This window comes from Streptomyces sp. NBC_00076 (assembly GCF_045041235.1).
Taxonomy (GTDB): domain Bacteria; phylum Actinomycetota; class Actinomycetes; order Streptomycetales; family Streptomycetaceae; genus Streptomyces.
In genome coordinates this window covers 6,978,823-6,995,157 of the sequence record NZ_CP108242.1, presented here as the reverse complement: position 1 = coordinate 6,995,157, position 16,335 = coordinate 6,978,823, and the positions used below count along the sequence as shown (strand labels likewise).

18 protein-coding genes and 1 tRNA gene are annotated in these 16,335 nt (G+C 71.1%); 10 read left to right on the top strand and 9 right to left on the bottom strand.

Annotated elements, in window-relative coordinates; genetic code table 11:
- Position 1 precedes the first annotated feature (1 nt).
- The 7 genes from OHA64_RS31970 to OHA64_RS31940 all read right to left on the bottom strand — a co-directional run bounded on the left by OHA64_RS31970 (position 2) and on the right by OHA64_RS31940 (position 6,517).
- Positions 2-982, bottom strand: a complete 981-nt coding sequence (locus OHA64_RS31970; protein ID WP_405618990.1) for a tetratricopeptide repeat protein — start codon at positions 980-982, stop codon at positions 2-4.
- Between the two features lie 104 nt (positions 983-1,086).
- Positions 1,087-2,334, bottom strand: a complete 1,248-nt coding sequence (locus tag OHA64_RS31965) for an HD-GYP domain-containing protein (RefSeq protein ID WP_405618988.1) — start codon at positions 2,332-2,334, stop codon at positions 1,087-1,089.
- Complete coding sequence (locus OHA64_RS31960; protein WP_405618986.1) at positions 2,331-3,677, bottom strand: HD-GYP domain-containing protein; 1,347 nt, start codon at positions 3,675-3,677, stop codon at positions 2,331-2,333. The genes OHA64_RS31965 and OHA64_RS31960 overlap by 4 nt, the downstream gene beginning before the upstream one ends.
- A gap of 152 nt (positions 3,678-3,829) precedes the next feature.
- Positions 3,830-4,132 carry a mycothiol system anti-sigma-R factor gene (rsrA, locus tag OHA64_RS31955; RefSeq protein ID WP_405618984.1) on the bottom strand — a complete coding sequence of 101 codons (303 nt, stop codon included), beginning with the start codon at positions 4,130-4,132 and terminating at the stop codon, positions 3,830-3,832.
- The gene (sigR, locus tag OHA64_RS31950; protein ID WP_405624208.1) at positions 4,129-4,815 is read right to left on the bottom strand and encodes an RNA polymerase sigma factor SigR; all 687 of its coding nucleotides are present in this window, start codon (positions 4,813-4,815) and stop codon (positions 4,129-4,131) included. Before sigR ends, rsrA begins: the two co-directional genes overlap by 4 nt.
- A 258-nt stretch (positions 4,816-5,073) precedes the next feature.
- Complete coding sequence (locus tag OHA64_RS31945; protein ID WP_405618982.1) at positions 5,074-5,700, bottom strand: alpha/beta family hydrolase; 627 nt, start codon at positions 5,698-5,700, stop codon at positions 5,074-5,076.
- A gap of 1 nt (position 5,701) precedes the next feature.
- Positions 5,702-6,517 carry an SOS response-associated peptidase gene (locus OHA64_RS31940; protein ID WP_405618980.1) on the bottom strand — a complete coding sequence of 272 codons (816 nt, stop codon included), beginning with the start codon at positions 6,515-6,517 and terminating at the stop codon, positions 5,702-5,704.
- Between the two features lie 105 nt (positions 6,518-6,622).
- Here OHA64_RS31940 and OHA64_RS31935 point away from each other — a divergent pair, with 105 nt between their 5' ends.
- The 4 genes from OHA64_RS31935 (at position 6,623) to OHA64_RS31920 (ending at position 10,257) form a co-directional block, all read left to right on the top strand.
- Positions 6,623-7,345, top strand: a complete 723-nt coding sequence (locus OHA64_RS31935; protein ID WP_405618978.1) for a M50 family metallopeptidase — start codon at positions 6,623-6,625, stop codon at positions 7,343-7,345.
- A gap of 122 nt (positions 7,346-7,467) precedes the next feature.
- The gene (gene aroA, locus OHA64_RS31930; RefSeq protein ID WP_405618976.1) at positions 7,468-8,784 is read left to right on the top strand and encodes a 3-phosphoshikimate 1-carboxyvinyltransferase; all 1,317 of its coding nucleotides are present in this window, start codon (positions 7,468-7,470) and stop codon (positions 8,782-8,784) included.
- 9 nt (positions 8,785-8,793) lie between these two features.
- Positions 8,794-9,804: a ribosome small subunit-dependent GTPase A gene (rsgA, locus tag OHA64_RS31925; RefSeq protein WP_405618974.1), complete on the top strand. Its 1,011-nt coding sequence runs from the start codon at positions 8,794-8,796 to the stop codon at positions 9,802-9,804.
- A gap of 129 nt (positions 9,805-9,933) precedes the next feature.
- Positions 9,934-10,257 (top strand): DMT family transporter, encoded by a 324-nt coding sequence (locus tag OHA64_RS31920; RefSeq protein WP_405618972.1) that lies wholly within the window; start codon positions 9,934-9,936, stop codon positions 10,255-10,257.
- A 145-nt stretch (positions 10,258-10,402) separates the two neighbouring features.
- Here the strand turns inward: OHA64_RS31920 and OHA64_RS31915 are convergent, their stop codons facing one another.
- Entirely contained in the window at positions 10,403-11,011 is a 609-nt protein-coding gene (locus tag OHA64_RS31915) for a TetR/AcrR family transcriptional regulator (protein ID WP_405618970.1), read from the bottom strand.
- Positions 11,012-11,189: 178 nt separating this feature from the next.
- Between OHA64_RS31915 and hisN the strand changes: the two genes are divergently transcribed.
- From hisN to OHA64_RS31885, 6 genes are all read left to right on the top strand, one after another.
- Complete coding sequence (gene hisN / locus OHA64_RS31910; RefSeq protein ID WP_405618968.1) at positions 11,190-11,990, top strand: histidinol-phosphatase; 801 nt, start codon at positions 11,190-11,192, stop codon at positions 11,988-11,990.
- A gap of 190 nt (positions 11,991-12,180) precedes the next feature.
- Complete coding sequence (locus OHA64_RS31905) at positions 12,181-12,573, top strand: cyclic nucleotide-binding/CBS domain-containing protein (RefSeq protein ID WP_405618966.1); 393 nt, start codon at positions 12,181-12,183, stop codon at positions 12,571-12,573.
- Positions 12,574-12,739: 166 nt separating this feature from the next.
- Positions 12,740-13,156, top strand: a complete 417-nt coding sequence (locus OHA64_RS31900) for a Fur family transcriptional regulator (protein WP_405618964.1) — start codon at positions 12,740-12,742, stop codon at positions 13,154-13,156.
- Between the two features lie 145 nt (positions 13,157-13,301).
- Positions 13,302-14,069, top strand: coding sequence for an ABC transporter ATP-binding protein (locus OHA64_RS31895; RefSeq protein ID WP_405618962.1), 768 nt, complete (start codon positions 13,302-13,304; stop codon positions 14,067-14,069).
- Positions 14,066-14,926, top strand: a complete 861-nt coding sequence (locus OHA64_RS31890; protein ID WP_405618960.1) for an ABC transporter permease — start codon at positions 14,066-14,068, stop codon at positions 14,924-14,926. Before OHA64_RS31895 ends, OHA64_RS31890 begins: the two co-directional genes overlap by 4 nt.
- An 8-nt stretch (positions 14,927-14,934) precedes the next feature.
- Positions 14,935-16,086, top strand: a complete 1,152-nt coding sequence (locus tag OHA64_RS31885) for an ABC transporter substrate-binding protein (RefSeq protein WP_405618958.1) — start codon at positions 14,935-14,937, stop codon at positions 16,084-16,086.
- Between the two features lie 72 nt (positions 16,087-16,158).
- On the opposite strand, the gene OHA64_RS31880 is transcribed toward OHA64_RS31885, so the two are convergent.
- Positions 16,159-16,232: transfer RNA gene (locus tag OHA64_RS31880), tRNA-Met, on the bottom strand.
- Between the last annotated feature and the right edge of the window lie 103 nt (positions 16,233-16,335).

The window sequence follows — 16,335 nt, the reverse complement described above, 5'->3', positions numbered from 1 at the left end:
TTCAGCAGACCTCTTCCAGATCCCGCCAGTCCCTGGACTCGGGGCTGTCCGCGACCCACCCGTCCAGCAATCCCCGGACCAGCGACGCCGGCGCGGCCACCCCGCACTCCCGCTCCGGCACCCACAGCTGCCCGTCGGTCCGGTGCTGAAGCGGCCCGGGATGCCCCGGCTCACTGTGATCATGCGGGTCGAGATGCTCCCCGTCGCCCTCGTCGGACGGCATCCGCGACTCGGAGCACATCCGGCACAGCAGACGCACGGACGAGGACCAGTCCTCCGCCGCGAAGCCCGCGTCGGCGGCCAACTGCTCCAGCGCGTCCCGGTCGGCCTCGCTCGCGGCCTCCAGCAGCACCACCCAGGTGGGCACCGGCGACGGCGCCCACAGCTCGATCTCGTCGAACACCGGATAGGAGTGCCCGGCCGTGGTGGTCCGCTCCCCGTGCGGCACCCCGTCGTGCAGGACGACCTCGCCCCAGCGACGCCCGGACGACGGCAGCGGAATGGACAGCACCTCGATGCGGGCGGGATCCAGCCGCCGCCCCCACACCACCTCGGCCTCCCCTTCCGGGGACAGGCGTACGGCCGCGCTGCCGAGGTCCATGCCGAGCGGTTCGCCGTTCGCCGTGGCGCCGCCGGGCACCCGCAGCCCGTACGCCTGCCAGGACCGCCGCGCCAGCGGCCAGTCCTGGAGGGCGGTGGCGGCGATGCCGACGTTCCACCAGTCGGGTGCCCCGGTCTCCCGGTCGAGCAGGGCCACGGCACGCAGCCCCGCCGCCCGGGCCTGCTCCCAGTCGTGCCGGAACTTGTGGAGGAGAGCGAGGTTGAACCAGGACTCCGACAGCCAGGGCTCCAGATCGGCGGCCCGCGTCAGCAGTGCGCCTGCGTCCTCGTACCGACCGTCGCCGATCAGCGTGAACGCGCGGTCTGTGGCCTGCCGCCAGGAGGCGGAGGGCCGGTGCCGTCCCTTGCCGAAGATCCTCACGATTCCCGCCTGCCAGTTCCGTTCAGTGGGCTGGCTGTGCCCCCGGACACCCTCTCCATCGCATCCAACCACGTACGGCTGGAAGGGCGCTCATTACCCATGGGTTACCCAGCCTGGGCGGGGGTCAGACAGTCCCTTGCCAGGACTCTGGCCAGCGCCGCGACCACCTCGGGCGCGTACGCCCCGGCACCGCCCAGGCGCAGCTCCTCCAGCGCCGCCAGGGGCCCGCCGGGCCCGGCCTCCCGTGCCTTCTCCTCGTAGGCGTTGACGGCCCGCACGATCCGCGCGCCGAGCGGCTGCTCCGCGCAGGGGTCGGCCTGCCGCTCCACCACCGCCGCCACCTGCGCGTTCACCCCGGTCTGCCGGACCACGGCGCCGCCCAGCAGGGCGATGCGCCGCTGCTCCGACTGGGGCAGCGTGGCGGTGGCACCCGCCGGTACGGGGTCGACGAGGCTCAGCTGTCCGATGTCGTGCATGAGGGCCGCGTACTCCAGAACGGTGAGCTCGGATCCGGACAGCCCGAGGTCCCGGCCGACCGCGAGGCTGAGCGTGGCGACCCGGCGGGCGTGCCCGGCGGGGGTGTAGCCGGCAATCTCGGTGGCCCGGGCGAGGGAGGCGATGGTCTGCCGGTAGGTGGCCCGGACGGCGGCGTAGCGCCGCAGGGACAGCTGGGTGAGCAGCAGCGGCAGCGAGAACACGGGCACCGCCCACAGTCCGACGACGGCCACCGCGAGCGCCATCACGGCCCCGGTCGCGCAGACGGCGGACCCGATCCCGAGCAGCGCCCGCAACTCGTCCCGCAGCAACGGGCCGAAGGGCCAGCGACTGCGGGAGTGGGCCAGCGCCGCGGCCAGCACGGCGTCGCACAGCGCGGTGAGCGAGAGCAGCGCGAGCACCAGCAGGGCGTACGCCGGGCCGCCCCACTTCCCGAACGTCCCCTGGTGATACAGGGGTTGGAAGCACGCGGCGGCGAACCCGACGGTGAGCACCCGCCGGGCCAGATGGTCCAGGGTCGGACCGTGCCCGCGCGCGATGTGCGGCACGCTGCCGAGGAGGGCCGCGGCGAGTACGACGCTGACGACCTGGAGGGCTCCGTGCCGCGTCGGCTGCCCGGCGTCCGCCCCTTGCAGGGCGTACGACAGCGCCCCCGCGGCCGCTAACGGAGCGGCCTCCCTGCCCTGGGCGCCGGTCCACCGGGTGAGCTCACCGACGGTGACCAGCACTCCGAAGGCGAGGGCGACACCGCGTTCTTCGAGGCCGGTCCAGAAGGTGACGGCGAGAGAGAGCGAGGCGAGGAGGGCGGCACAGGTGTGGACGAGGGTGAGGAGAAGGGGAGGCCGACGGCCGTTCATCGGTGTGCTCCCGGCAGGCGGGCGGCCGAGGAGCGGGGCCGGGGCGGGTGTGGCGCCTCGTCCGCGGTGACGGCGGGGTACCAGCCTCCCCCGCTCTCGGCCTCGCTCGGGCGGGGGTACCCCCATCGGCCCAGTGCTCGCACGAGGGCCGTCACCATCCGGGGGTCGAACTGGGTTCCGGCACAGCGGTCCAGTTCCTCCAGGGCCGCGTGCAGGGGCCGCGCACGCCGGTAGGACCGGGTGGACGTCATCGCGTCGAACGCGTCGGCGACGGCCACCACCCGTGCGGACTCCGGGATCTGACCGCCCGCCAGTCCGTACGGGTAGCCGCTTCCGTCCAGCCGCTCGTGGTGGTGCAGAACGGCCGCCCGGGCCTCCCCGAGGAAGGAGATTCCTCGCACCATCTCGTGCCCGTACTCGGGATGCAGCTCGATCACCCGCCGCTCCTCGGGGGTCAGCGGGCCGTCCTTGCGCAGCAGCCGCGTGGGCACGCCCAGCTTCCCCACGTCGTGCAGGATCCCGGCGAACCGGAGCACCTCCACCCGCTCTTCGGGCATTCCCAGTTCGCGGGCGATCATCATCGAGGCCTGCCCGACCCGCTCGCTGTGCCCGCGCGTGTAGCCGTCCTTGATGTCCACGGCCTGCACGAGCGCTCGGATCGTCGCCTGGTGGGCGGCCCGCTCCCGGTGGTACTGCGCGAACACCCACCAGGACACGCACATCGGCAGCAGGACCAGCAGCGCGGCGACGGGCCCGTACGGGCTGCGCCACAGCACGGCCATCATCAGCCCGGCGAGACCGTGCACGGCGACCGGCGCGAGGGACCGCAGAAACAGCCCCCGGCAGGCCCGTCGTGGCGGAACGCGTTCGGCGACGACCAGGATTCCCGCCTCCAGCACGCTCAGCACCAGGCAGAACGCGAGCACGGCGGCACCGGCCGGGGCGAGCGCGTACGGGAAGTCGGGGGCGCCGACGGCGTCCTGTCCGCCGAACGCCCAGTACACCCGCGCGGCCACCCACACACCGACGCCGAGCTGAGCCGCCCGCCACACCCGCCGCAGCCATCGCGACCGCTGCTCGACGCGGGACAGCAGTGCCCCCGGCAGCGCGACCAGCGCCGCGGCAGCGGGTGCGAGCAGAAAGGCCCCGGCGAGCAGCACAGGGTGGAACGTTCCGGCGAACCGCCATCGGGCGGCGGCCCGCTCGCAGCCGGCGTACAGCGCGGCGAGCAGGGCGATCGTCCACCAGGGTGTCCGCACGGTCGGCAGCGGGGCCAGACAGATCAGCGCGAGGACGACGACACAGACGACATACGCACGTGCCCGTGCCGGTACCGCGTCCATCGCGCCCCTCCCCGGCCATGCCTGCTCCGGGTTTGGAGCCTAAGGCGGCGGGAGGGGAAGCGCGGGCTTATGGCCCGCATTAGCACGTTCGGGTGGTGACTGGCCGTTGCGCGTGCGCCGGCGACCCGATCGAGGCGTGCCCGGACGGGAGTTCAGGACTCCTGCGGGCTCGCGGTGATGTCGTGGTCGGGCACGGCCTGGCCGGAGCGGATCAGGTCGAGCCGCCCCAGGACCTTGGAGCGCAGGTCGGTCGGCACGTCGTCATGGCCGCAGCACCGCTTGACCAGCTTCTTCACGGCCTCTTCCAGGCCGTACTTCTCCAGGCACGGCGAGCACTCGGTGAAGTGCTGCTTGAACTTGTCGCGGTCGACGTCCGGCATCTCACTGTCGAGGAACTCGTAGAGATGATCGAGTACCTCACTGCAGTCCGTCTCGTGCGGCTCTCCGCAGCTCATGAGCCCGAACCTTTCGCTTCGTTCGACTCTCCGGCACCGGCCGGGACCAGCCCGCGCTCACGGGCGTAGTCCTCGAGCATGCCGCGCAGTTGACGGCGGCCCCGGTGCAGCCGGGACATCACCGTTCCGATGGGTGTCCCCATGATGTCCGCGATCTCCTTGTACGCAAAGCCCTCGACGTCCGCGAGATAGACGGCGATGCGGAATTCCTCAGGGATCGTCTGAAGTGCTTCCTTCACGTCCGAGTCGGGCAGGTGGTCGAGCGCCTGCGACTCGGCTGAGCGCAGACCGGTCGACATGTGCGACTCGGCGCGGGCGAGCTGCCAGTCCTCGATCTCCTCGGCCGCGGAGCGCTGGGGTTCGCGCTGCTTCTTGCGGTACGAGTTGATGAAGGTGTTGGTGAGGATCCGGTACAGCCACGCCTTGAGGTTGGTGCCCTCGCGGAACTGGTGGAAGGACGCGTACGCCTTGGCGTACGTCTCCTGCACCAGGTCCTCGGCGTCGGCCGGGTTGCGCGTCATACGCAGAGCGGCCGAGTACATCTGGTCGAGGAACTCGAGCGCGTCCCGCTCGAAGCGCGCACTGCGCTCCGCGGCAGACTCGGCGCCCTTGCCGCCCTGGCCCTCGGGCTGCTCCGCCTGGCCGTGATCGGTCCCTGCGTCGGTACCGGTGACCGGACCCACCTCCTCAAGATTCCGGACGTGACCGAGACCGGTCGCGCCAGAATCGGAGGATAGACGACGATCCGGTCCGCCCGCCGCCCGAATAGGGGCGGTCTTCGCCGCGTGCAGCACCGTCCAGTCCAGGTCGGCGCGGGCGCTGCGGCTCGGGCAGGTGGTCGAACCCATGCGGCGGACTTCCTCTCCTTCGACGTCGGTGCCGGTACTTCAGCACTTCTGTCCGCCACAACGCCGGGCCCGGTCCGCAACATTCCCGAGCCATTACTCCAGTGACGCGGCCCACGCGAGGACACCTGCAGTGATGAGCCTCACTGCCTGCTCCTCGGTGATCTCCGCCCGCTTCGGCACCGCGAAGCCGTGATCGCCGTGCGGAACCTCGACCAGTTCGTACGCCCCTTCGGGGAACTCCTCCGGCTTCCCGAACGGGTCGTTCCCCCCTTGTACTACGAGGGTGGGCACCCCGGCCCCGAGCAGTTCCCCGGCGCGGGACTTCTCGGGCTTGCCCGGAGGGTGCAGCGGGAAGCTGAGGGCGAGCACGGCGTGTGCGCCCAGTTCGGTGGCGGTACGGCAGGCGACGCGGGCCCCGGCGCTGCGTCCGCCGGAGATCACGGGCAGTCCGGGCTCGGCGAGGGCGGGCCAGACGCCCCGCCACCCCACGTCCAGCGTCCTGGGCGCGGGCGCCAGCTTCTTCCCGGCCACCCGCCAGGGCTGTTCGACGAGGGCCACCGTCACGCCGTGCGCCGGGAGTGTCTGGGCGAGTGCCCGCAGGTCGCGTGCCTCGATGCCACCTCCGGCGCCATGGCCGACGGCCAGCACCAGCCGGGCCTTCTTCGCCTCGTGCCAGGTGATGCGGGCGGCACCGGCATCGGTGTCAATGATCTCTGTCACGTCAGAAGAGTGTGCCCTCTTCGGGCCCTTCCAGCTCCTTCAGCAGCTCCGGTCCGTTGTTGCGGACGTTGCTGACCGCGGTGGTCACCGGGTACGCCCGCATCAGCCCCTCGGGCGGCGGCGCCAGCAGCGCGCGCAGATCGTCGGGGTCCGTGCGGGACGGGTCCAGCCACGCGTCCCAGCGGTCCGGGGTCAGCATCAGCGGCATCCGGGGGTGGATCTCCGCCAGCGAGTGCGGCCCCGGCTCGGGCGCCACCGCGAGCGGGCTCGTCTCGGCCTCCGTGGTGATCACCGAGCAGGTCACCCACCAGGCCCGCGGGTGGTCGTCGGGCAGCGTCTTGTCCCGCCAGAACTCGTACAGCCCGGCCATCGCGAACACGGACCCGTCGGCGGGGAGCACGAAGTAGGGCTGTTTGCGCGGCCGCTTCTTCTTCCCCTCGACCTCCAGGTCCCGCTCCTGCGCCCCGGTGACCCACTCGTAGTAGCCGTCGGCGGGGATGACGCAGCGCCGGGCGGCGAAGGCGCGCCGGTACGACGGCTTCTCGTGGACGGTCTCAGCGCGCGCGTTGATCATCCGGGCCGCGCCCTCGGGGGTCTTGGACCAGCTCGGGACCAGCCCCCACTTCAGCTTCCGCAGCTGGCGAACCGGTCGCGGGTCGTCCGCGTCCTTGAGAGGGCGGTCGAGGACCACGTAGACCTCCTTGGTCGGGGCCACGTTGTAGTCGGGGGCCAGGGTCTCCTCGGGCTCCCACTTCTCGACCTCAAAGGTTCCTGCGAGATCCTCGGGTCCACGACTCGCTGCATACCGTCCGCACATACGTGCCACACTGCCAGGCCCACCCGTCGCCCGACCACCACTCGCCGCCGATCGCGGCGCGCACCAGACCCTGTTGACCGACACCCACCGGAGCCACCGCCGACCATGCACACCACCGCATCCGAATCGCTCGCCTCCCTCTGGGACGAGATCTTCGGCAGCCAGCCCGACCCCGACCTGTGGGTGGTGCTCGCGACGTTGGGCGCCTCGCTCGCCGTGGTCGTCCCGCACCCCCTGTGGCGCATATCGCGCAACGCCGTCACCATCGCGCACGAGGGCGGGCACGGCCTGATCGCGCTGCTCACCGGTCGCACCCTCACCGGCATACGGCTGCACTCGGACACGAGTGGGCTGACCGTCAGTCGCGGCAAGCCGCACGGTCTCGGCATGATCCTCACGGCCGCCGCCGGCTACACCGCTCCCCCGCTGCTCGGCCTCGGCGGCGCCGCGCTGCTCGCCAGCGGACACATCACGGCCCTGCTGTGGCTGGCGACCGCCCTGCTGATCGCGATGCTCGTGATGATCCGCAACGCCTACGGCGCGCTCACCGTGCTCGTCACCGGCGGGACCTTCGTGGCGGTGTCCTGGCTGTCCGGCCCCCAGGTTCAGGCCGCGTTCGCGTACGCGGTGGTCTGGTTCCTGCTGATCGGCGGGGTGCGCCCGGCGTTCGAACTCCAGGCGAAGCGGGCGCGCGGCGGCGCGGGTGACTCGGACGCGGATCAGTTGTCGCGGCTGACGCACGTACCGGCGGGGTTGTGGCTGTTCCTGTTCCACGCGGTTTCGCTGTGCTCGGTGATGGGTGGGGGGCGCTGGCTGCTGGAGGTGTGACGCGGCATCCGACGGGGCGGGACAGGGGCGCGGGGTGGTGCCCCGATGCGGCTCCGTCCCGTGGGTGCGACCAGCCACAACGCTCCCGCACTCGACTCACCGCCTCCTTATAGAGTGGCCCCATGGCCCCGAACCCCGCAGACACCGCCCTCTGGCCCGCCCCGCACGCGAGCGGCGCCGTCGACGCAACGGTCCACGTACCCGGGTCCAAGTCGGTCACCAACCGCGCCCTGGTGCTCGCGGCCCTGGCCTCCGAACCGGGCTGGCTGCGCCGCCCCCTCCGCTCCCGCGACACCCTGCTGATGGCCGGTGCGCTGCGCACGATGGGCGTCGGCATCGAGGAGGGCGTCGGCCCCGACGGCACCGGTGAGACCTGGCGGGTGCTGCCGGCCGGCCTGTTCGGCCCGGCCACCGTCGACGTCGGCAACGCCGGCACGGTGATGCGCTTCCTGCCGCCGATCGCGACGCTCGCCGACGGCCCCATCCACTTCGACGGCGACCCGAGGTCGTACGAACGTCCCCTGCACGGCGTGATCGACGCGCTGCGGGTCCTCGGTGCCCGTATCGACGACGACGGCCGCGGCGCGTTGCCGCTGACGGTGCACGGCGGGGGTGCCCTGGACGGCGGCCCGGTGGAGATCGACGCGTCCTCGTCGTCCCAGTTCGTGAGCGCCCTCCTGCTGTCCGCCCCGCGCTTCAACCAGGGTGTGGAGGTCCGCCACACCGGTTCCACGCTGCCCTCCATGCCGCACATCCGGATGACCGTCGACATGCTGCGCGCGGTCGGCGCCCAGGTGGACACCCCGGAGTCGGGCGGCGAGCCGAACGTCTGGCGGGTCACCCCGGGCGCCCTGCTCGGCCGTGACCTGACCATCGAGCCGGACCTCTCCAACGCCCAGCCGTTCCTGGCGGCGGCCCTGGTGACCGGCGGCAAGGTCGTGGTCCCGGACTGGCCCGCCCGCACCACCCAGCCCGGCGACCGGCTGCGTGAGATCTTCACCGAAATGGGCGGCACCTGCGAACTGACCGAGTACGGACTGCAGTTCACCGGATCGGGTGCTGTCCACGGCATCGACGTCGACCTGGGCGAGGTCGGCGAGCTGACCCCGGGCATCGCGGCGGTCGCGGCCCTCGCGGACTCCCCCTCCACCCTCCGGGGCGTGGCCCATCTCCGTCTGCACGAGACGGACAGGCTGGCCGCGCTGACCAAGGAGATCAACGAACTCGGCGGTGACGTCACCGAGACCGCCGACGGTCTGCACATCCGCCCGCGCCCGCTGCACGGCGGCACATTCCACACGTACGAGGACCACCGCATGGCGACGGCCGGCGCGATCATCGGCCTGGCGGTCGAGGGGGTGCGGATCGAGAACGTGGCGACGACGGCGAAGACGCTGCCGGACTTCCCCGACCTGTGGTCCGGGATGCTCGAGGCATAGGGGCTTCGCATGCGTCGCTACGGCAAGCACACCGACGAGGACGACATCCGCTCCCGCCCGAACCGCAAGGGCAACCGGCCCCGGACGCATATCCGGCCCAAGCACGAGGACGCCGTCGAGGGCATGGTCCTCACCGTCGACCGCGGCCGGCTGACCTGCCTCGTCGACGGCCGGATCGTCATGGCGATGAAGGCCCGCGAACTGGGCCGCAAGGCCGCGGTGGTCGGCGACCGGGTCGCCATCATCGGTGACCTGACCGGCAAGAAGGACACCCTCGCGCGCATCGTCCGCATCGAGGAGCGCACATCGGTGCTGCGGCGCACGGCCGACGACGACGATCCCTACGAGCGGGTGGTCGTCGCCAACGCCGACCAACTGGCCATCGTCACGGCGCTGGCCGATCCGGAGCCCCGCCCGCGCCTCATCGACCGCTGCCTGGTGGCCGCGTTCGACGCCGGTCTGGAGCCGTTGCTGGTGATGACGAAGTCGGACCTGGTGCCGCCTGACACACTCCTGGAGCTCTACGGCGACCTCGACATCCCCTACGTCGTCACCAGCCGCGAGGAACTGGAGAACGGCAAAGCGGTGCACCGAGTGCGCGAGGAACTCGACGGCAGGATCACAGCGTTCATCGGGCACTCGGGTGTGGGCAAGACGACCCTGGTGAACGCGCTGGTCCCGGAGGACCGCCGCCGCCTCACCGGCCATGTGAACGCGGTGACGGGGCGCGGCCGTCACACCACCACCTCGGCGCTCGCGCTGCCGCTGGGAGACGACGACGGCTGGGTGATCGACACCCCGGGCCTGCGGTCGTTCGGCCTGCACCACGTGGACCCGTCCCGGGTGATCAACGCCTTCCCCGACCTGGAGCCGGGCACCGAGGGCTGCCCGCGCGCGTGCAGTCACGACGAGCCGGACTGCGCGCTGGACCAGTGGGTGGCCGACGGCCACGCGGACCCGGCCCGCCTGTATTCACTGCGCCGGCTGCTGTCCACGAGGGAACGCACGGACGGCGACTGACCTCCGCGTTGTTTGTCTTCCCCCAGCGCCGGTAAGGGCATAATCGCACCGAGCCGGATCCAAGCCTGACCAAAGCCAGACGAAGCGGTCACCGACGCTGTGGCACGTGGACCAATGGGAGGACAGCACATGGCGTGGCTGCTGGTCATCGTGGCCGGGTTCCTGGAGACCGGTTTCGCCGTCTGTCTGAAGCTGTCGCACGGCTTCACCAGACTCTGGCCGACGATCGCGTTCTGCGTCTTCGCACTCGGCAGCTTCGGTCTGCTGACCCTGGCCCTGAGGAAGCTCGACGTGGGCCCGGCCTACGCCGTGTGGACGGGCATCGGCGCGGCGGGCACGGCGATCTACGGGATGATATTCCTCGGCGACCTGGTGTCGGTTCTGAAGATCGTCTCGATCAGCCTGGTGATCATCGGCGTGATCGGACTGCAGCTGTCGGGATCGGCGCACTGAGAGCTCCGCCGCACCGAAAGCGCCGCCGCGTTTGGACGGGCGCTGCGCTGAGACGGTTGCTGCGCCGAGACGGTTGCTGCACTGAGACGGTTGCTGCGCCGACAACCACCCCGCTGAGACATTCCGGCTCGGCCGGGCCCGGGCGCTACGGCGTCAACTGGCGTGGCAGCGCGCTCCGTACGAGGCCCGCCACTCCACCCTCGCCGGGCGGCGCGGCCGCACAGGACAGCGCGAGCCGGACGACGAGTTCGCAGGAGCGGGCCAGATCGGCGGACTGCGACTTGGGCGTGTGAGGCCCGGCGAGCACGGTGACGGCCCGGTCACGGACGAGGGCCACGAAGTCGCCGGGTGAGGGCAGCGGGCCGTCCGCCCGGCGCTGCGCCGGTATGGCCGAGGAGGACCGCACGGCCGTCAACGTCGGGGAGGGCAGCCGCTCGCTCCAGCAGCCGGTGAGCATGGCCCGTACGAGCGCGTTCTCCCGGGCGGTGGAGGCCGTCCACTCGGCGGTCGCGGTCAGCCGCTCCAGGACGTCGCCGTGCCCGGTCAGCGCCCGCTCGACTCCCGTGAGATACCCGTCCGCCTCTCGGCGGACGAGCGCGCGAGCCAGGCCTTCCTTGCTGCCGAACTCGTTGTACAGGGTCTGCCGGGACACTCCGGCCGCCGCGGCCACGTCCACCATCCGTACCGCGGACCACGGCCGGCGCGCCAGCGCCGTGTGAGCGGCATCCAGCAAGGTTTCCCGCGCTGCAGGCATCGTCGCCTCCCGGGGCGATCGGCTCTGCGCCCAGATTTGACGCGCACAGAGTCACTGTCAAGGGTTCGCGAGGGCGTGCGGAGGCGCACGGTCGGCGCGCACAAGCTGCCGTCCCGGGCACCCCGACCACGAAGGCCCCCTGTAGCCGGTACCCACCTGGGCAGATACCGTTCCCTACATGCCCGATTACCACGATGACCTCCGCCTCGCCCACGTCCTCGCGGATGCGGCGGACGCGGCAACCATGGACCGCTTCAAGGCCCTCGACCTCAAGGTCGAGACGAAGCCGGACATGACCCCGGTCAGCGAAGCGGACAAGTCCGCGGAGGAACTCATCCGCGGCCACCTCCAACGCGCCCGGCCACGCGACGCGGTCCTCGGCGAGGAGTACGGCATCGAGGGCACGGGCCCCCGCCGCTGGGTCATCGATCCGATCGACGGCACGAAGAACTACGTACGGGGGGTGCCCGTCTGGGCCACCCTCATCTCCCTGATGGAGGCGGCGGAAGGCGGTTTCCAGCCCGTCGTGGGCGTGGTCTCCGCTCCCGCCCTCGGCCGCCGTTGGTGGGCCGCGAAGGGGCACGGCGCCTTCTCCGGCCGCAGCCTCTCCTCCGCCTCCCGGCTGCGCGTCTCCCGTGTGTCGAAGCTCTCCGACGCCTCCTTCGCGTACTCCTCGCTCACCGGCTGGGAGGACCAGGGCCGCCTGGGCGGGTTCCTGGACCTGACCCGCGAGGTGTGGCGCACGCGCGCGTACGGCGACTTCTGGCCCTACATGATGGTCGCCGAGGGCTCGGTGGACCTCTGCGCCGAACCGGAGCTCTCCCTCTGGGACATGGCCGCGAACGCGATCATCGTGACGGAGGCCGGCGGCACGTTCACCGGTCTCGACGGCCGCCCGGGCCCGCACAGCGGCAACGCGGCGGCCTCCAACGGGCTTCTGCACGACGAGTTCCTGGGTTACCTCAACGAGCGCTACTGACCGGCGGCGGAGCTACCGGCGAGAAGCAAAGGGCGCCCACGCCAGGCGCAGATGAGCGCGCGCGCCCTCAATTGGCCGCGCGCGCCCTCTTGTTGACCTCCGCTTTACCTGCCACTCTGAGAGCACCCTCATTTGTGAACTTGTGAACCGCTGAACAAACCCGGCGGTTCAAGGAGGTGACTCGGAACCCATGCTGGTCCGCGACGCCATGAGCACGGTGGTTCTCACCATCGGCCCCGCCCACACCCTCCGCAGAGCGGCCGCCCTGATGTCCGCACGCCGCGTCGGCGCCGCGATCGTCCTCGATCCCGACGCCGGCGGCATCGGCATCCTGACCGAACGCGACGTCCTCAACTCCGTGGGGCTCGGCCAGAGCCCGGACACGGAGCACGTCCACTCCCACACCACCACCGACGTCGTCTTCGCCTCCCCGGCCTGGACCCTGGAGGAGGCGGCCCGCGCCATGGCGCACGGCGGCTTCCGTCACCTGATCGTCCTCGACCGCGACGAGCCCGTCGGCATCGTGTCGGTGCGCGACATCATCCGCTGCTGGGCTCCGGCCCGGCAGCACGCCCCGGCCTGACCGCGCGGACGGACCAGGCTCTCCTGGAGAGCCTGGTCCGTCCGCCCACCGCAGGCAGTGCGGCATCTGCGGTCTCGATCTCAGAATGGACAATGTCTAAGTCAAATATTACTCCAAAGTCACACTCATTCGGAATCTGGTCCACCCTGCTGTTAGGCTGTGCCGTATGAGTGACCTTCTGGAACGGCTGCGCGGACGCGGATGGCGGATGACCGCGCAGCGGCGCGTCGTGGCCGAGGTCCTCGACGGCGAACACGTCCACCTGACGGCCGACGAGGTCCACTCCAGAGCTGTCGTCAAGCTGCCCGAGATCTCCCGGGCGACCGTCTACAACACGCTGGGCGAGCTGGTCTCCCTGGGCGAGGTGCTCGAGGTCGCCACTGACAAGCGCGCCAAGCGGTACGACCCGAACGCCCACCAGCCGCACCACCACCTGGTCTGCGGCCAGTGCGGCGCCATCCGGGACGTACACCCCATCGGCAACCCGCTGGCCGACCTCCCCGACACGGAGCGCTTCGGCTTCACGGTCTCGGACGTCGAGGTGACGTACCGAGGCGTGTGCCCGAACTGCGCGGCGGCTTAGCACTCCCTCTCCCGAAAGCCCCGGCACCCATGGGTGCCGGGGCTTTCGGCCGCGTACCACCTTCAGCACCCTTCCCGTATCTGACGGGTCGTCATATCGTCGTGCGGCACGCCCCACCCCGTACCGAACTCCGCAAGGAGCAATCGTGGGAGACCCGCACCCAAAACTCCACGCCACCGAACTGACCCGCACCTTCGGCCGCACACCCCGCGCCGTCGAGGCCCTGGGCCCCGTCGATGTCACCGTCGCCCCCGGCGAGTTCGTCTGCCTGGTCGGCCCCTCCGGCTGCGGCAAGTCCACGCTCCTGCGGATCGCCGCGGGCCTGCTCCGCCCGAGCACGGGCCGCCTGGAGATCCGCACGTCCAGCGCCCGCCCGGCCGCCATGATCTTCCAGGACTACGGCATCTACGACTGGAAGACGGTCCGCGCGAACGTCCGCTTCGGCCTCGACATCCAGCGTGTCCCACGCCGCGCGGCGAACGCACGCGCCGACGAGTGGCTGACCCGCATGGGCCTCGCCGACTTCGCGCACGCCTACCCGGCGACCCTCTCCGGCGGCATGCGTCAGCGTGTGGCGATCGCCCGCGCGCTCGCGGTCGAACCCGAACTTCTCCTCATGGACGAGCCGTTCGCCGCCCTCGACGCCCAACTCCGCATGATCCTCCAGGAGGAGCTGCTGGAGCTCACCCAGACCACCCGCACCACCACGCTCTTCGTCACCCACAGCCTGGAGGAGGCGATCGTCCTCGGCGACCGCGTCCTGGTGATGTCCGCCCGCCCGGGCCGGATCATCGCCGAACACCGTCCGCCCTTCCCGCGTCCGCGTACCGGCGACATCCGCTCCACACCCGAGTTCACGGCCCTCAGGGGCGAGCTGTGGGACCTCCTGCGGAAGGAGGCGGTGCCGGCATGACGACGATCACTCCGCGCCGGGACTCGCTCATCGTCCGCCGCCCCGGCCCCCGGGAACTCCACCCCGTACGCACCCACCGCCGCCGCCGTGCCCTGGAACTGTCCCTCGCGGCGGCCGTCCCGCTCCTCCTGGTCCTCATCTGGCAACTGGCCGCCACCCAGGCCTGGATCGACGACCGCGTCTACCCGGCCCCGTCGACGATCCTCTCCGACGGCTGGGACCGGGCGGCGGCCGGTGATCTGTGGCCGGACGTGTGGGCGACACTCAAGCGCGTCCTGGCGGGCTACGGGATCGGCACGGCGGCGGGCTACGCGCTCGGCCTGCTGATGGGTTCCCTCCCCCTGGTCCGATCCGCCCTCGAGCCTCTCCTGGACGCCCTGTACGTCGTACCGAAGCTCGCCCTGCTCCCGATCTTCCTGAACATGTTCGGCCTGGGTGAGGGCCCCCAGGTGGCCCTGGTGGCGGCGACGGTCTTCTTCTTCGTATGGATATCGACGATGTCGGCGGTGATCGCGGTCCCGGCCGGGCACCAGGACGCGGGCCGGGTCTTCGGCGCCTCCCCGTGGCAGATGTTCCGTCACGTCCTGCTGCCGGCGTCGTTGCCGCAGGTTCTCGTGGGCGCCCGGATAGCGGCGGGCGTGGCGGTCCTGGTGATCGTCGCCTCGGAACAGATCGCCGCCACGAACGGTCTGGGCCATCTGATCTTCGACTCCCGCGCGCTGTTCCAGAACGACGTGATGTTCGTCGGCATCGTCTGCGTGGCCGCGCTGGGTGTGCTCTTCTCCGAACTGATCCGGCTGGTGGGCAGGTTGCTCACCCCATGGGCACCGAGGGACCGAGGACGGGGGCAGTCATGAGGAGACCCGTGAAGCGACACCTGAGAGGACACGCCTACGGTGCCGTGGTCGCCGTCGGCGTACTGCTCGCGTCTTCGGCCTGTTCCTCGCCGTCGGCCGACAGCACGCAGCCGAAGGCGGACCTGGCGACCCGCACGGTCCGCCCGGTGGACGGCTGCGGCGACACGTCCTGGACGGACCCCGCGGACCGCTCACCGACCCGCGGGCCGGCCCGCTGTCGCCCCGGCGCCCCCGCCCCACAACCACTACCCGAGCCCCGGAAGCTGACGATCGCGACGGGCACCTTGAGCGCCGAGTACGTGGCCCCACTCCAAGTGGCCATCGACAAGGGCGAGTTCAAGCAGGAAGGCCTCGACGTCACGCTGAAGGTCCTGCCGACGCCGGACGCGCTCCCGCTGCTGGCCAAGGGAGACATCGACGCGCTGTGGGCGGCCCCGGAGGCCGCGGTCATGAACGGCGTCCGGGGTGGCTTCGACATCAGGTGGGTGGCGGGGAACTTCTCCCCCGACCCGAAGTCGAAGAGCGGCCTGTGGGTGCGCCTGGGGGACGGTGAGAGTCCGGACCGGGTGGCGATGGCGGGGCGTCGTATGGGCACGATGATCGGCAAGGGTTCGGTGATCGCCTATCCGATGGAGAAGGCGCTGGAGGCCCATGGCGGCGGCCTCGACCGTATCCAGTACCAACAACTGGGCTCGGCGGACGTGCTCACGGCCCTGCAGAACGGAGGCGTCGACTCGGCCTGGCTCCTCGACCCGGTCTGGCGCCGTGTCGACGGCGAACCGGGCTACGCCTTCCTCGGTGGCCAGCCCCTGGGTGAGCCCCTGGGCGGCATGCTGTACGGCCCGAGCCTGCTGGACGACGACGTGGACGCGGGGGTGGCCCTCCTCCGCGGGTACGTCCGCACGATCAACACGTACTTCGCCACGGACTACAAGAAGAACGAGACCTTCGTCACCTACCTGGCCAAGCTCCTGAAGTCGGACGAGGCGATCCTCCGCTCCACCCCGCCCCTCCGCATGGACTGGGAGATCCGCACCGGCACCACCGACCGCCTTCAGGCGGCCTACCGCGCCCAGGGCGTGACGGAGGGCGACACACTCCCCGAGCCGAAAACCGTGAACAGAGCTCTCTACGAGGAGGCAGTGGGCCACCGACCCTGACGGCCGGCCCACCCCACCCCGAACACAAACCGAGGGCCGGAACCCTTTCGGATTCCGGCCCTCGGCCTTCAGTAGCGGGGACAGGATTTGAACCTGCGACCTCTGGGTTATGAGCCCAGCGAGCTACCGAGCTGCTCCACCCCGCGTCGATGAATGGAACAATACGTCAAGGACACACACAGAGGCAAATCCAATAACCTCCACGCATCAACGCAGGTCAGCCGCCACCCACGGAGGCCCCTCCCCCAC

Bases quoted from the DNA above. Each gene is read 5' to 3' on its own strand.
- hisN (WP_405618968.1), top strand. From the start codon at position 11,190: ATGCCCGATTACCACGATGACCTCCGCCTCGCCCACGTCCTCGCGGAT.
- OHA64_RS31960 (WP_405618986.1), bottom strand. From the start codon at position 3,677: ATGGACGCGGTACCGGCACGGGCACGTGCGTATGTCGTCTGTGTCGTC.
- OHA64_RS31940 (WP_405618980.1), bottom strand. From the start codon at position 6,517: ATGTGCGGACGGTATGCAGCGAGTCGTGGACCCGAGGATCTCGCAGGA.
- OHA64_RS31900 (WP_405618964.1), top strand. From the start codon at position 12,740: ATGAGTGACCTTCTGGAACGGCTGCGCGGACGCGGATGGCGGATGACC.
- OHA64_RS31965 (WP_405618988.1), bottom strand. From the start codon at position 2,334: ATGAACGGCCGTCGGCCTCCCCTTCTCCTCACCCTCGTCCACACCTGT.
- rsrA (WP_405618984.1), bottom strand. From the start codon at position 4,132: ATGAGCTGCGGAGAGCCGCACGAGACGGACTGCAGTGAGGTACTCGAT.
- OHA64_RS31890 (WP_405618960.1), top strand. From the start codon at position 14,066: ATGACGACGATCACTCCGCGCCGGGACTCGCTCATCGTCCGCCGCCCC.
- rsgA (WP_405618974.1), top strand. From the start codon at position 8,794: ATGCGTCGCTACGGCAAGCACACCGACGAGGACGACATCCGCTCCCGC.
- OHA64_RS31905 (WP_405618966.1), top strand. From the start codon at position 12,181: ATGCTGGTCCGCGACGCCATGAGCACGGTGGTTCTCACCATCGGCCCC.
- OHA64_RS31915 (WP_405618970.1), bottom strand. From the start codon at position 11,011: ATGCCTGCAGCGCGGGAAACCTTGCTGGATGCCGCTCACACGGCGCTG.
- OHA64_RS31920 (WP_405618972.1), top strand. From the start codon at position 9,934: ATGGCGTGGCTGCTGGTCATCGTGGCCGGGTTCCTGGAGACCGGTTTC.
- aroA (WP_405618976.1), top strand. From the start codon at position 7,468: ATGGCCCCGAACCCCGCAGACACCGCCCTCTGGCCCGCCCCGCACGCG.
- OHA64_RS31935 (WP_405618978.1), top strand. From the start codon at position 6,623: ATGCACACCACCGCATCCGAATCGCTCGCCTCCCTCTGGGACGAGATC.